This is a genomic window from Pseudomonas emilianonis (genome assembly GCF_023072625.1).
Classification (GTDB): Bacteria; Pseudomonadota; Gammaproteobacteria; order Pseudomonadales; family Pseudomonadaceae; genus Aquipseudomonas; species Aquipseudomonas paraveronii.
Map to the genome: position 1 here is coordinate 19,030 of NZ_JAKNRV010000023.1, position 12,231 is coordinate 31,260.

14 protein-coding genes and 3 pseudogenes are annotated in these 12,231 nt (G+C 60.7%); 6 read left to right on the forward strand and 11 right to left on the reverse strand.

Annotation, left to right across the window (positions count from 1 at the left end; translation table 11 throughout):
- The first annotated feature begins 31 nt into the window (after positions 1-31).
- Positions 32-1,444 carry a PLP-dependent aminotransferase family protein gene (locus L9Z73_RS05030; protein ID WP_247396994.1) on the forward strand — a complete coding sequence of 471 codons (1,413 nt, stop codon included), beginning with the start codon at positions 32-34 and terminating at the stop codon, positions 1,442-1,444.
- 25 nt (positions 1,445-1,469) lie between these two features.
- Here the strand turns inward: L9Z73_RS05030 and L9Z73_RS05035 are convergent.
- Positions 1,470-2,021 (reverse strand): annotated as a pseudogene (locus tag L9Z73_RS05035) (methionine ABC transporter permease); the annotation flags it as partial.
- On the opposite strand from L9Z73_RS05035, the pseudogene L9Z73_RS05040 reads away from it, so the two are divergent.
- Positions 2,016-2,237 (forward strand): annotated as a pseudogene (locus L9Z73_RS05040) (MFS transporter); the annotation flags it as partial. The pseudogenes L9Z73_RS05035 and L9Z73_RS05040 overlap by 6 nt on opposite strands.
- A gap of 30 nt (positions 2,238-2,267) precedes the next feature.
- Here the strand turns inward: L9Z73_RS05040 and L9Z73_RS05045 are convergent.
- Positions 2,268-3,758, reverse strand: coding sequence for a M57 family metalloprotease (locus tag L9Z73_RS05045; protein WP_247396997.1), 1,491 nt, complete (start codon positions 3,756-3,758; stop codon positions 2,268-2,270).
- Between the two features lie 463 nt (positions 3,759-4,221).
- Between L9Z73_RS05045 and L9Z73_RS05050 the strand changes: the two genes are divergently transcribed.
- Complete coding sequence (locus L9Z73_RS05050; protein WP_247397000.1) at positions 4,222-5,103, forward strand: LysR family transcriptional regulator; 882 nt, start codon at positions 4,222-4,224, stop codon at positions 5,101-5,103.
- On the opposite strand, the gene phnN is transcribed toward L9Z73_RS05050, so the two are convergent.
- From phnN to ubiE, 9 genes and pseudogenes are all read right to left on the reverse strand, one after another.
- Positions 5,092-5,655: a phosphonate metabolism protein/1,5-bisphosphokinase (PRPP-forming) PhnN gene (gene phnN / locus L9Z73_RS05055; RefSeq protein WP_247397003.1), complete on the reverse strand. Its 564-nt coding sequence runs from the start codon at positions 5,653-5,655 to the stop codon at positions 5,092-5,094. The two genes, L9Z73_RS05050 and phnN, sit on opposite strands and share 12 nt — an antisense overlap.
- 191 nt (positions 5,656-5,846) lie before the next feature.
- Positions 5,847-6,077, reverse strand: coding sequence for a hypothetical protein (locus L9Z73_RS05060; RefSeq protein WP_247397006.1), 231 nt, complete (start codon positions 6,075-6,077; stop codon positions 5,847-5,849).
- Positions 6,078-6,117: 40 nt separating this feature from the next.
- Entirely contained in the window at positions 6,118-6,513 is a 396-nt protein-coding gene (locus tag L9Z73_RS31285) for a hypothetical protein (RefSeq protein ID WP_247397009.1), read from the reverse strand.
- 16 nt (positions 6,514-6,529) lie between these two features.
- Positions 6,530-6,766 (reverse strand): annotated as a pseudogene (locus tag L9Z73_RS31290) (twin-arginine translocase TatA/TatE family subunit); the annotation flags it as partial.
- 25 nt (positions 6,767-6,791) lie between these two features.
- Positions 6,792-7,124, reverse strand: a complete 333-nt coding sequence (locus L9Z73_RS05075) for a phosphoribosyl-ATP diphosphatase (RefSeq protein ID WP_247397012.1) — start codon at positions 7,122-7,124, stop codon at positions 6,792-6,794.
- A gap of 2 nt (positions 7,125-7,126) precedes the next feature.
- Positions 7,127-7,519: a phosphoribosyl-AMP cyclohydrolase gene (hisI, locus tag L9Z73_RS05080; RefSeq protein ID WP_017849884.1), complete on the reverse strand. Its 393-nt coding sequence runs from the start codon at positions 7,517-7,519 to the stop codon at positions 7,127-7,129.
- 41 nt (positions 7,520-7,560) lie between these two features.
- Positions 7,561-9,165, reverse strand: coding sequence for a ubiquinone biosynthesis regulatory protein kinase UbiB (gene ubiB / locus L9Z73_RS05085; protein ID WP_247397015.1), 1,605 nt, complete (start codon positions 9,163-9,165; stop codon positions 7,561-7,563).
- On the reverse strand, positions 9,162-9,785 hold the full coding sequence (locus L9Z73_RS05090) for a ubiquinone biosynthesis accessory factor UbiJ (protein WP_247397018.1): 624 nt from the start codon (positions 9,783-9,785) through the stop codon (positions 9,162-9,164). Before L9Z73_RS05090 ends, ubiB begins: the two co-directional genes overlap by 4 nt.
- Positions 9,785-10,555: a bifunctional demethylmenaquinone methyltransferase/2-methoxy-6-polyprenyl-1,4-benzoquinol methylase UbiE gene (ubiE, locus tag L9Z73_RS05095; protein WP_106577513.1), complete on the reverse strand. Its 771-nt coding sequence runs from the start codon at positions 10,553-10,555 to the stop codon at positions 9,785-9,787. Before ubiE ends, L9Z73_RS05090 begins: the two co-directional genes overlap by 1 nt.
- 144 nt (positions 10,556-10,699) lie before the next feature.
- On the opposite strand from ubiE, the gene L9Z73_RS05100 reads away from it, so the two are divergent.
- The 3 genes from L9Z73_RS05100 to L9Z73_RS05110 form a co-directional block, all read left to right on the forward strand.
- The gene (locus L9Z73_RS05100) at positions 10,700-10,975 is read left to right on the forward strand and encodes a polyhydroxyalkanoic acid system family protein (RefSeq protein ID WP_247397021.1); all 276 of its coding nucleotides are present in this window, start codon (positions 10,700-10,702) and stop codon (positions 10,973-10,975) included.
- A 104-nt stretch (positions 10,976-11,079) separates the two neighbouring features.
- Positions 11,080-11,502: a phasin family protein gene (locus tag L9Z73_RS05105; RefSeq protein WP_247397023.1), complete on the forward strand. Its 423-nt coding sequence runs from the start codon at positions 11,080-11,082 to the stop codon at positions 11,500-11,502.
- 12 nt (positions 11,503-11,514) lie between these two features.
- A partial coding sequence (locus L9Z73_RS05110) for a phasin family protein (protein WP_247397025.1) occupies positions 11,515-12,231 on the forward strand: 717 nt, incomplete at its 3' end.

Sequence of the window (12,231 nt, forward strand, 5' to 3'; positions counted from 1 at the left end):
GTAAAATCACCGGCAAAGACAAGGAAGCCCTATGTTTGTATCCGCCATCGCCTTTCGGGCTGGCTCACCCAAGGTGCAGCAGATCGTCGAGGCGTTCAGCCAGGCGATCGAGAACGGCGAATGGGCGCCCGGCAGCAAGTTGCCGTCAGTGCGTGAGCTGACCCAGACCCTGGGCGTCAGCAAGTTCACCCTCAACGAAGCCCTGGACCGCCTGCGCGGACGCAACCTGCTGACGTCGAGCCAAGGTCGCGGCTACTTCGTGGCGACGGACACCGCCCACCCCGCGTCGTCGAACTGGGTCGACCTGTTGCCCCAGGACCTGCTCAGCGTCCTGCGCCGGCCATTGGTCAGCGTCAATGGCGAATGGCGCCCCGGTGGCGGGCATTTGCCGGAGCAATGGTTGGACAACGAAACGCTGCGCCAAGCCATGCGCAGCGTGGTGCGCGCGCCGTCGCTGCGCCTTGCCGGGATGGGCACGCCGGCCGGGTTATTGCCCTTGCGCCAGGCCTTGCAACACAAGCTGCATGCCGAAGGGCTGTCGGTGCCGGTGGAGCAAATCATCACCACGCCCAACACCCTGCAAGGCCTGGACATGCTCATGCGCCTGCTCGCCCGCCCGGGCGACACGGTGCTGCTCGATGCGCCCTGCTACTTCAACTTCCACGCCAACCTGGCCTTGCATGGGGTCAAAGTGGTGACGATCGAGCGTCGCCCGGATGGCTTCGATTTCGCCGTCCTCGAACAGTTACTGGCCGAACATCGCCCCAGCCTGTACCTCACCACCAGCGTGTTGCATAACCCCACCGGGCATTCTTTCAGCCCCAACCAGGCGTTTCGTTTGCTGCAACTGACCCGGCAGTACCACTGCCATATCATCGAGGATGACCTCTACGGCGACCTGCACCCCAACCCGCCACCGCGCCTGGCCGCCATCGCGGGGCCGGACCAGGTCACCTACCTGTCGGGGTTCTCGAAAATCCTCAGCGCCAACACCCGCGTCAGCTACGTGGTGGCCGCGCCGCAACTGGCGGCCAACCTGACCCATATGAAGTTGATGAGCGGCGGCGTGACCTCGGAGCTGTTCGAGCAGATCATCTATCGCCTGCTCAGCGAAGGCAGTTACGCGCGGCACCGCAAACGCATGGTGCAGCGTTTGCTGGAAGCCGGTGGGCGTGTCGAACAATGGCTCAAGCGCTGTGGCTGCCAATTGCCGATGGCGTATGAAGGCGGCATGTTCATCTGGGCCCGCCTGCCGCCGGGGGTGAACGGTGAACAGTTGGCCCAGGAGGCGTTGAAGCAAAGCATGGTGCTGGCGCCGGGGGCGTTGTTCGGCTACGACCCGGCACTGCCTGATTCGATGCGCTTCAATGTGGCTCACAGTGATGGGCCAGGGGTGCAGCAAGCCTTCGAAACGCTGTTGCTCAAGGCCGTGCGCGACCGTTGAGCATGCCGCGATCAACATTAAGCGTTTATCGGCGATGCGCCAACGACCTCACGCAGCGATCCCCCAGGCTTTGCACGCCCTGCACGAGCACCACCAACACCACCACCGTCACCACCATGATCTGGTTGTTGAAACGCTGGTAGCCGTAGCGAATCGCCAAGTCGCCCAAACCCCCGCCACCGATCACCCCGGCCATGGACGAAAAGCCGATCAGCATCACCAGGGTCAGCGTGACCCCGGCCACCAGCGCCGGCAAGGCTTCGGGCAGCAGTACCTTGAAAATCACATGCCGGATATCGCCGCCCATCGCCACGATCGCCTCGATGCGGCCCGTGTCCACTTCGTCTAGGGCGGCCTCGACAATGCGTGCGAAAAATGGAAAAGCACCCATGGTGATCGGCACCACGGCGGCCGTGCTGCCCAAAGTGGTGCCGACAATCAGGCGGGTCAGCGGAATCAACGCGATCAACATCACCACAAACGGCAACGAACGCCCCAGATTGATCACCGCGCCTAACACACGGTTGAGCCGTGGCAGCGGGAACAGCCCAGCCGGGCGACTGATAAACAGCAACACGCCATCTACGCCCTCGATGCCAACAGCCGCAGCCGCCTGAACGCGCTGTACATGACCAGCATCTTCATCGGCGGTGCCTTCGGCTCGGCGATTGCCAGCAGCGTGTACGAACACGGCGGCTGGCTGGGCGTGATGCTGGTGGGCAGTGCTTTCCCGCTGGTGGCGTTGCTGCGCTTTCTCAGTGCTTCGCGCCACACCTCGGCAGTCACTGCCTGACGGCATGATACGCCGGGATCGTGAGTGGGGTTACGACCGTGGCCTTCCACTGGATGCTGGGGCGATAAGCTGCATCATCTGTAACAAGAGCGCTGACAGTGTCTTGGCAAGCATTTCGAACAGTGCATATGGCCCGCTTGGGGTTTCACCAGGCTGCGGGGTCGGGGTTGGGGTTGGCGTTGGGGTTGGCGTTGGCGTTGGCACAGGCTGCGATCCACCCCACCGTACATCGCCCGGTTTGATCTGCCCCTTGCTGTTGATCAGCATGTCCGCGTTGCCCGTTCCCTTCAGATCAATGGCCAGGCTCGACCGTCCCGTACTGGCATCGTGCTTGAGCACCGCTTCACCGGCGCGACCGCTGAACCGATCGGTGAACACAAGCGCGCGCCCCCCCGACGCGATTAATGCTCCAGAAACGTCGATCTTATCGGTGCCGCTGGTGAAGTCCTCGATCAGGTCGGGGCTCTGCGCGGTGGAGTCGCTGGCGTTATCGTAGGCAAACGTATCCGCCCCGCCTCCGCCTCTCAACGTATCAGCACCGGCGCCGCCCTTGAGCCGATTGGCCGCGTCATTGCCAATCAAAGCATCACGGCCGGCACCGCCGATCGCATTCTCGATAATGCACCCCTTGGCGATGGACACATTGCCCTTCAAGCCCCCCACGTCAGAGAACGACTCCGCATTCAGATCGATCTTCTGATCCTGGGAAAACCCGGAAAAATCCAGCGTATCCTTACCGCCGCCATCCCATACGCAGAAGACCGGTTTGTCTCTGGCGCTGCTAAGGCTCATCACTTCCCGCTCGGTATTGGAATTGAAGCCATAGGTGGTGTCGGTCTTGCGGGTCTGGTGGTTAGCCCCATACAGGCGTTGTGCCGCAGCGATATCGTCCATCATCGGAGCGGACGGATTGAGCGACTTGAAGTCGTGACCGGATTGATGGCGTTCCGACCAGTAACTCATTACGGTGCGTGCCTTGGTGTCCTGCGCATAGATCGCGCCGTTTTGGTAGTTGGCGCCGCCGCCGTTATAGTTTCCCGGATGTTGCAGGCCGATGGCGTGACCGATTTCATGAATAGCCGTGACCGAAAAGTGACTGCCCAGCGCAGGCGAACTCGCACTTCCCCCGGTGCCGATCGTGGCCGATGTACGGGTAGTGCCGCCATGAGGCATGTCGGCAACTCCCCGGTCGCCGCGAGGGTTGTTACGGATACTGAGCGTTCCGTCCGTACTGCCTGACTGCTCGAGGAAGTTGATAGCGGCTACGTCCTGCCAGGCTTGAACCGCCTGGCGCACGCGTTGCTGCTGCTGGGCGGTGAAGCTCGCGTCTACCGTGTAGTGCAAATCAATCTTCTGATCGCCGTTACGGTCGCGAAAACGAAGATTTTCCCGGGTTATTTGTTTGGCCGCCTGGTCTGTTGTAAAGGACGGCTTCTGAGTGGCGCCCGCACCAAACGGGCCGGGGTCCGATATCGGTAAACCAGCACGGGAAGTAACAGAACGCAGATCAAATCCATTCATTGTGCGGCACTCGCTTTGTTAACGAATAAATAAAGAGACCGAATCAAATCGACCCGGAGATTAAGTATCGATAGACGCAAACTAGTTGAGCTAGGCTCATCGTCATCGCTGACAATCTCGCACAGTGAAAAATATCAGACCAACCCCATTTTAGTTTCAGCCGAAACATCCCCGCGCCACGTAACACACGGTTAGATAACTAAGATTCCATTTGCAATTTAAACATTCAAGCACACAAACACCTCGCGAATATCAGGTTGTTTTTACACTAAAAAAATATCATCTAAAAAAATACCCGCCGATGAGTTACGCCAATCTTCCACTGACAACGACATAACCCTTTAACCTTCTTCAATACGATAAACGCCGTTTAGGAGCGGATGACAAGCCATGACCATTCCCCGTAGGCTTGTGCGCCGCACTGCGTCGCGATGCGCTCAATCAAGCAAGCAAGGGACACCCAATGGACCGCCTTACCGCCATGGAAACGTTCGTCCACGTTGTCGAAACCGGCTCGTTTTCCGCCGCCGCCAAACGCCTGGGCATCGGCCAGCCCGCCGTGTCGAAGAGCGTTGCGCAATTGGAAGCGCGCCTGGCGGTGCGGTTGGTGTTGCGTTCAACCAGAGGCCTGACGCCGACCGAAGCAGGCCTGGCGTTTTTCGAAAAAGCCAAGCGTGCTATCGATGAAGCCAACGAGGCCGACGACGCCGCCCGAAGCGCGGGCGCCGGGCTATCGGGTAACCTGCGCATCAGCGCCGCCGTAACCTTTGCCAGCCTGCATATCCTTCCGCACCTGGGGCCGTTTCTGGAGCAGTACCCTGGAGTGAACATAGATGTGGTGCTCGACGACCGCAGCCTAAACCTGGTGGAAGAAGGCATCGACGTCGCCCTGCGCATGGGCAACCTGAGCGATTCAGGGCTGACCGCGCGCAAGATCGGTGAGTCGCCCTGCCATATCCTGGGCACCCCGGCCTACTTCGAACGCTTCGGTGAACCCACCACGCCAACTGATCTGCTGCAACACCAGGCGGTCATCTACACCCAGGGCGAAGGCCCGCGCTGGACCTTTACCCAAGACGCCCGCGAATACCCGATCGTCGCCCGTGGCCGCTTGAACGTCACAGCGGCTGAAGGGGTACGCGCTGCCGTGCTAAACCACCTGGGCCTGACCCTCGCATCGGCCTGGATGTTCACGCCGGAACTGGCCAGTGGCGAGGTAAAACCGGTGCTGACCGACTGGCGTTTACCGGCGCGGGACTTATGGGCCGTCTTTCCGACAGGCCGGATGGCGAGTGCCAAGGCGCGGGCGTTTGTGGAGTATGTGGAAGGGTTGTTAAACCGCTGACGGGTGCAGGCAGCGCAGCAAACGCTCGACCGTATGCTCCAGCGGGCCAGAGTTATCCAGCACGAATAACCCCGCCCCCATACCGGCCAGCAACTGCGCCGTAAACCGCGCATTACGCGCCAGGCGCGCGTCGATATCCACCACCGACTCCCGCCCCCGCGCCAACAAGCGCTGGCGCAGTGCAGTCTGATCAACACTCAGCAATACCACCAGCAACGTCGGGTAGCGCTCGCGGGCCTGCGCCAGGTGGGCACGAGAGCCGTTGACCAGCACATCCGCCCCCGCCGCCAGCCACGCATCGATCTCCTTGGGAATGCCATAGGACAACCCATTGGCCTGCCAACTCAGCGCAAACGCACCTTCGGCTTGCATCGCGACAAACTGCTCGGCGCTCACCCCCTGCGCCGCCTCGCCCAGCGCTTCCGCCGAGCGGGTAATCACCCGACGCACAATGCGGCAGCCACGCTCGGCCAAACGTGATCGTGCAGCGTCCAACAGGCTGTCCTTGCCCGAACCCGATGGCCCGATGAGATAGATCAACCTGCCCGCCATCAATACACCCTCTTCGCTTATCTGCAGATTTGTTACCTGGCCGGCTACGCATCACGGCGCCTGGCCTAGACCAGCCCGGCGGCGGCCACAGTATCGGATTGCGATGCGCCACGCACCCGGTCAGGCGTGCCTGTCAGCACTTTCATGTTCGGTTGCAGGCAACTGCGCACGGTTTCCCGGATGGCAGAGGATCAGCCTCCTGACAAAATGCGCGCACATTGCCAGGCCGCAAAGCCAATCAATAATCCACCACTGATAAAATTGATCACATCGAGATCAGGATGATCGTCCAGCCGGGTCCTGATGATGCTGCCACTCAGCGCATATAACAGCTGGCCTGAAAATGAGCCCACCAGAAACCCCGCAAGCCTCAGGTAGAGTCCGGCCCCGGCATTGGCTCTCCAGTGTGTGAAGGACCACACTACGAATCCACGAAAAAGGCGACCCAAAGGTCGCCTTTTGTCACTGCGCGTAGTGCTTGCTCAACCCCGGCGGCACGCCCTGCACGTCGGTCTCTTCCCACGGCCCGTCCGGGCTGATGGAGCGGCTCCAGCCGTTGCTCCAGCGGTAGTAAGTGCGCTGGCGGTAGAAGGTGTCGGGCTGGTCTTCCAGCACATACACCTGCATCTTGCCGTCCCAGTGGCTGGCCGCGCCCGGTGGCGGGGCGAAGGTTGACGACTTGCTCGGTGGCGCTTTCGCAGGGGCGGTGACCGGGCTGGAAGGTCGGGCGCCGGGTTGGGTCGACGGGCCCGACGGTGGGATGGTCGGGCCGGTGGGTGCGGGAGGTGGGCGGTGGACCGCACAAGCGCTCAAGCCAACTACCAGGCTGAGCAGGGTGATGCGTGCAAGGGCGGTCATAGGCATTTCCTCGAATTACTTGTCCGGACTGTCGATGGTCAGCTGCTGCAGCGCAGTGGTGGTGCACAGGCTGGACCGGTGGCGCCGGGTTGGCGGCGGGGTCGGCCGGCTTTTCGTCGTCGTTCATGGCCTTGCGAAAGCCCTTGATCGACTCGCCCACGTCGGTGCCGAGGTTTTTCAGTTTCTTGGTGCCAAATACCAGAACGACTACCACCAGAATAACGATCCAGTGTTTCCAGTCAAAAATGCCCATGCTGCAATTCCTCTGTAAAAGTTATTCAGGCGGACGGGCGCGAGGCCTTTTCGACATGCCCGGACAAGCCGAAGCGACGGTCCAGTTCATCCAGCACGGCCTGCGGATGCTGCCCCAGTTGGGCGAGCATGACCAGGCTGTGGAACCACAGGTCGGCGGTTTCGTAGATCACATCGCTGCAGTCGCCGCTGATCTCGGCATCCTTGGCGGCAAGGATGGTCTCGACGGATTCTTCGCCGAGTTTTTCCAGGATCTTGTTCAGGCCTTTGTGGTACAGGCTGGCGACGTAGGAGCTTTCGGCATCCGCGCCTTTGCGCTCTTCCAGCACCTGGGCCACACGGTTCAGGGTATCGCTCATGTTCAGTGTCCTGCCGAGTAAATGGCGTGCGGGTCTTTGAGTACCGGCTCTACAACCTTCCACTCGCCGTTCTCGAACACGCGATAGAAGCAGCTGTGGCGGCCGGTGTGGCAGGCGATACCGCCGATCTGCTCGACCTTGAGGATCACCACGTCGGCGTCGCAGTCGAGGCGTATCTCGTGCAGGGTTTGTACGTGCCCGGACTCTTCACCCTTGCGCCACAGTTTGCCACGTGAACGTGACCAGTAAATGGCGCGCTGCTCAGCGGCGGTGAGGCTCAGCGCCTCGCGGTTCATCCAGGCCATCATCAGCACGCGCCCGGTCTTGTAGTCCTGGGCAATGGCCGGCACCAGGCCGTCACTGTCCCACTTGATCTCGTCCAGCCAGTCTTTCATCTTCGGCTCCGGCAATTTGCGACAGTGTATAACCGGATTGGCTACCGACGCACGATCAGATAAACACCCACGGCGACCATGATACCGGCCGGCCAGTGGCCCAGTTGGTTCAGCGGCCCGCCGATGGCCAGCATTACACCGCCGACCAGATGCGCGGCGCCCAGCAGGCGCAGGAACCAGTCGTCCTTGCGCGTGTGCCACGGCGGCGTCGAGTCCTTGGCGTGGGGCTGGGACATGCGCTCCAGCAGGTCGCGGGTCATGTTGGCCAGGTGCGGCAGTTGCTCCACCTGGCTCTGCAGGTTGCCCAGCAGGGTTTTCGGGCTGACCCGTTCGCGCATCCAGCGTTCGAGGAACGGCTGGGCGGTGTTCCACAGGTCGAGGTCGGGGTACAACTGGCGGCCCAGGCCTTCAATGTTCAGCAGGGTTTTCTGCAGTAGCACCAACTGCGGCTGCACTTCCATATTGAAGCGCCGCGCGGTCTGGAACAGGCGCATCAGTACCTGGCCGAAGGAAATGTCTTTTAGCGGTTTTTCGAAGATCGGCTCGCACACGGTGCGGATCGCCGCTTCGAATTCATTGAGCTTGGTTTCTGCGGGCACCCAACCCGAATCGATGTGCAACTGCGCCACGCGGCGGTAGTCACGCTTGAAGAAGGCGAACAGGTTGCGCGCCAGGTAGTCCTGGTCTTCCGGGGTCAGGCTGCCGACGATGCCGCAGTCGATCGCAATGTACTGCGGGCTCCACGGGTTGATGGTGCTGACGAAGATATTGCCGGGGTGCATGTCGGCGTGGAAGAAACTGTCGCGGAACACCTGGGTGAAGAAGATCTCGACGCCGCGCTCGGCGAGCATCTTCATGTCGGTGCGCTGGTCGGTCAGCGTCGCGAGGTCGGTGACCTGCACGCCGTAGATGCGCTCCATCACCAACACTTTAGGGCGGCACCAGTCCCAATACACTTGCGGCACGTACAGCAGCGGTGAGCCTTCAAAGTTGCGCTTGAGCTGGCTGGCGTTGGCCGCTTCGCGCAGCAGGTCGAGTTCGTCGTAGATGGTTTTTTCGTAGTCGGCGACCACGTCCACCGGGTGCAGCAGGCGCGCGTCGGCGGAGAAGCGTTCGGCGGCGCGGGCGAGAATGAACAGCCACGCCAGGTCCTGGCCGATGATCGCCTTGAGGCCTGGGCGAATCACCTTCACCACCACTTCTTCGCCGGTCTTGAGCTGCGCCGCATGCACTTGCGCCACCGAGGCCGAAGCCAGGGGCTCGACGTCGAAACGGCTGAACACGTCGCTGATCTTCTTGCCCAACTGCTCTTCGATCAGCTTCATCGATTGCTGCGAATCGAACGGCGGCACGCGGTCCTGCAGCAGCATCAGCTCGTCGGCGATGTCTTCGGGCAACAGGTCGCGACGGGTCGAGAGGATCTGCCCGAACTTGATAAAGATTGGCCCCAAATCCTGCAAGGCCAGGCGCAGGCGCGTGCCACGGCTCAGGTCCAGCGGCTTGCGTGGGAACCAGCGCCACGGCAGCACGTAGCGCACGGCCAGCAGGAACCACGGCAAGGGCAGGGCGAACAGCAGGTCATCGAGGCGGTAGCGGATGACGACGCGCTGGATACGGAACAAACGGCGGACGGCGAGCAGCTTCATGCGTTATCGCTTGGATCAAGGGAACGGCTCAGGCGCTCGAAGCGGGCCTCAAGGCGTTCCAGGTCGATTTTGGCCTTGTCGAGTTCACGAAAGCGCGCTTGCGCTTCCCGTTGTCCGACCAGGGTGCGCGATTCTTCGCTCAGGTATTCGGCGAGGTTCTGGTTGAGGCTGGCGAACCCCTGCTGGTACCAGCGCGTGCGACTGCGCAGGTGACCGCTGATCAATTGGGTGGGCACGGGGCCGATCCAGCGCGACAGTTCGTATTCCCAGTCCAGTTCCAGGTCTTGCAGCACGGCGGCCAGGTCCATCAGCGCCGCGCTGTCGCCTTCCAGCGCCACTTCGGGGCTGTGGAGGATGGCGGTCTTGTTGCGGCTCAGCGCCAGGTGCAACAGGCTCGAGGCCGGCGCACGCAGGGTGCAGTCGGCCTCGGCGGCCCAATGGGTTGCGAGCAACAGGCCTTCATCGCTGGGCAGGATAAACAGCTGTAAGGCCGGGCTCGTGCAGTCGACGGCGATGATCTTGCCATTCAAGTGCGCGAGCCGCGCCAGGGCGGTGCTGTCCAGGCGCAGCACCCGGTTGACACCGAGTTCGACGCTGGCGAGCAGGCCTTGGAACAGCATCAGGGCTTGATGCCGCGGTGCAGGGCGACGATGCCTGAGGTCATGTTGTGGTAGGTCACGCGGTCGAAACCGGCGTCCACCATCATCGACTTCAGGGTTTCCTGGTCGGGGTGCATGCGGATCGACTCGGCCAGGTAGCGATAGCTCTCGGCGTCGTTGGTGATCAGCTTGCCCATCAACGGCATGAAGGCGAACGAGTAGGTGTCGTAGACCTTGGACATCAGCGCGTTGGTCGGTTTGGAGAACTCCAGCACCAGCAGGCGGCCACCGGGCTTGAGCACGCGCAGCATCGAGCGGATCGCGTCTTCCTTGTGGGTCACGTTGCGCAGGCCGAACGCGATGGTCACGCAGTCGAAATGGTTGTCGGGGAACGGCAGCTTTTCCGCATCGGCCTGGACGAATTCGATATTGCCGGCCACGCCTTTGTCGAGCAGGCGATCACGGCCGACCTTGAGCATCGAACCGTTGATATCCGCCAGCACCACCTGGCCGGTCGGGCCGACGAGCTTGGAGAACTTGGCCGCCAAGTCGCCGGTACCACCCGCGATGTCCAGCACGCGGTTGCCAGTGCGTACACCCGACAACTCGATGGTGAAGCGCTTCCACAGGCGGTGCATGCCGCCGGAGAGCACGTCGTTCATCAGGTCGTACTTGGCCGCAACGGAGTGGAACACTTCAGCGACTTTTTCCGCTTTCTGGCTTTCCGGGACGTTCTTGAAGCCGAAGTGAGTGGTGGGTTCGGCATCGCTGCCTTTGCGCTGATCAGTCATATCGCTGTCACCAAAATTGAATGCGGGACATGATAATCCCCAAGGCCTGCTTTGTCTTGGCAAGGCTGAAGGTAAGATAGGTGCTCACCGAGACCTTTTGCCGCATGGCAGGTGTTCAAGTCGTTATAAAGAGGAGTCATTGCAATGGCCCGTATCACTGTTGAACGTGCGCATTCCCTGGGTAAAGAAGGCGCACGGGCGAAGGCCGAGAAGCTGGCACAGAAACTCCAGGATCAATATGGCCTGCAGCCTTCGTGGTCGGGCGATACGTTGAACCTCAAGCGTTCGGGGGTTAAAGGCACGGTGTTGGTCGCCGATGATCTGTTGCGTATTGATGTGGAACTGGGCCTGTTGATGTCGGCCATGAGTGGCACCATCAAGACTGAAATCGAGAAAGCCCTGGATAAAGCCTTGGCGTGATCCTGCTGTTCTTAGGGTGCCGATTCTAATTTTTCTGCCTACTTTGTGCCCACGCCCTCAACTTCTGCGGGCCGTTCCTCCACCCTTTTTACGTGAGGTGCATCATGGCCAAAGTTATCCTGAAGAAAAAAATCGACGCCCCGAGCCACGCCCTGGACGACGTTAAAACCTATGCCCGCAAGATCTGGCTGGCAGGCCTAGGGGTCTATGCCAAGGTCGGAAGCGAGGGCGGCGAGTACTTCAAAGAGCTGGTTAAGACCGGTCAACATGTTGAAAGTAAAGGCAAAAAAGTTGCACTTGAACAACTTGATGCGGCCAACAGTCAGATTGACCAAGTAACGAGTAATATCGCCAGCGTCAAAGGTCGGGTAGAAGTTCAACTGGATAAAGTTGAAAAAGCTTTTGACACGCGTGTTGCAAGTGCCTTGAATCGAATCGGCATTGCGTCTAAACATGACGTGGAGACACTCTCTGCTAAGCTCGAAGAGCTGACGGCATTGCTCGAACGTGTCGCGCGTAAACACTAAGGAGACATCGGGATGGCTGTTAAAAAGACTACTCAGAAAGAAGGCAGCTCGTGGGTCGGGAAAGTTGAAGAATACTCCCGCAAGATCTGGCTGGCTGGTTTAGGCGTTTACTCGAAGATCGACAGTGACGGCAGCAAACTCTTCGAGACATTGGTTAAAGACGGCGAGAAGGCCGAGAAGTTGACCAAGAGCACCGTCGGCAAACAAGTGGATGCAGCCAAAGCGACTGCAGGTTCCGCCAAATCGAAACTCAGTGATAAATGGGGCGAATTGGAAGGGGCTTTCGACAAACGTCTCCACAGTGCCATTTCACGACTGGGTGTTCCTAGCCGTAGTGAAGTGAAGGCACTGCACAGCAAGGTTGACACGCTGACCAAACAAATCGAAAAACTCACCGGTGCCAAAGTGACGCCGGTGAAGGCTGCTGCTGCGGCTAAGCCAGCGACTAAAACCGCTGCCGCCAAGCCACTGGCTAAAGCCGCCGCCAAGCCGGCTGCCAAACCTGCGGCCAAAACGCCCGCCAAAGCCGTGGTTAAACCGGCTGCCAAGCCGGCTGCGAAAGTTGCGGCGGCTAAACCGGCGGCCAAGCGTGCCGCTAAACCAGTGGCCGCTAAAGCCGCTGCCAAGCCGGCCGTTAAACCTGCCGCCAAGGCCGCAGCCAAACCCGCCGCTAAAACGGCTGCCGCCAAACCTGCGGCCAAGCCAGCGCTGGCCAAACCTGCCGCCGCG

What these genes read in the sequence shown, in the direction of transcription:
- L9Z73_RS31285 (WP_247397009.1), bottom strand. Translation starts at nt 6,513, where the DNA reads ATGACCGCCCTTGCACGCATCACCCTGCTCAGCCTGGTAGTTGGCTTG.
- L9Z73_RS05045 (WP_247396997.1), bottom strand. Translation starts at nt 3,758, where the DNA reads ATGAATGGATTTGATCTGCGTTCTGTTACTTCCCGTGCTGGTTTACCG.
- ubiB (WP_247397015.1), bottom strand. Translation starts at nt 9,165, where the DNA reads ATGAAGCTGCTCGCCGTCCGCCGTTTGTTCCGTATCCAGCGCGTCGTC.
- L9Z73_RS05050 (WP_247397000.1), top strand. Translation starts at nt 4,222, where the DNA reads ATGGACCGCCTTACCGCCATGGAAACGTTCGTCCACGTTGTCGAAACC.
- ubiE (WP_106577513.1), bottom strand. Translation starts at nt 10,555, where the DNA reads ATGACTGATCAGCGCAAAGGCAGCGATGCCGAACCCACCACTCACTTC.
- hisI (WP_017849884.1), bottom strand. Translation starts at nt 7,519, where the DNA reads ATGAAAGACTGGCTGGACGAGATCAAGTGGGACAGTGACGGCCTGGTG.
- L9Z73_RS05030 (WP_247396994.1), top strand. Translation starts at nt 32, where the DNA reads ATGTTTGTATCCGCCATCGCCTTTCGGGCTGGCTCACCCAAGGTGCAG.
- L9Z73_RS05100 (WP_247397021.1), top strand. Translation starts at nt 10,700, where the DNA reads ATGGCCCGTATCACTGTTGAACGTGCGCATTCCCTGGGTAAAGAAGGC.
- phnN (WP_247397003.1), bottom strand. Translation starts at nt 5,655, where the DNA reads ATGGCGGGCAGGTTGATCTATCTCATCGGGCCATCGGGTTCGGGCAAG.
- L9Z73_RS05090 (WP_247397018.1), bottom strand. Translation starts at nt 9,785, where the DNA reads ATGCTGTTCCAAGGCCTGCTCGCCAGCGTCGAACTCGGTGTCAACCGG.
- L9Z73_RS05105 (WP_247397023.1), top strand. Translation starts at nt 11,080, where the DNA reads ATGGCCAAAGTTATCCTGAAGAAAAAAATCGACGCCCCGAGCCACGCC.
- L9Z73_RS05075 (WP_247397012.1), bottom strand. Translation starts at nt 7,124, where the DNA reads ATGAGCGATACCCTGAACCGTGTGGCCCAGGTGCTGGAAGAGCGCAAA.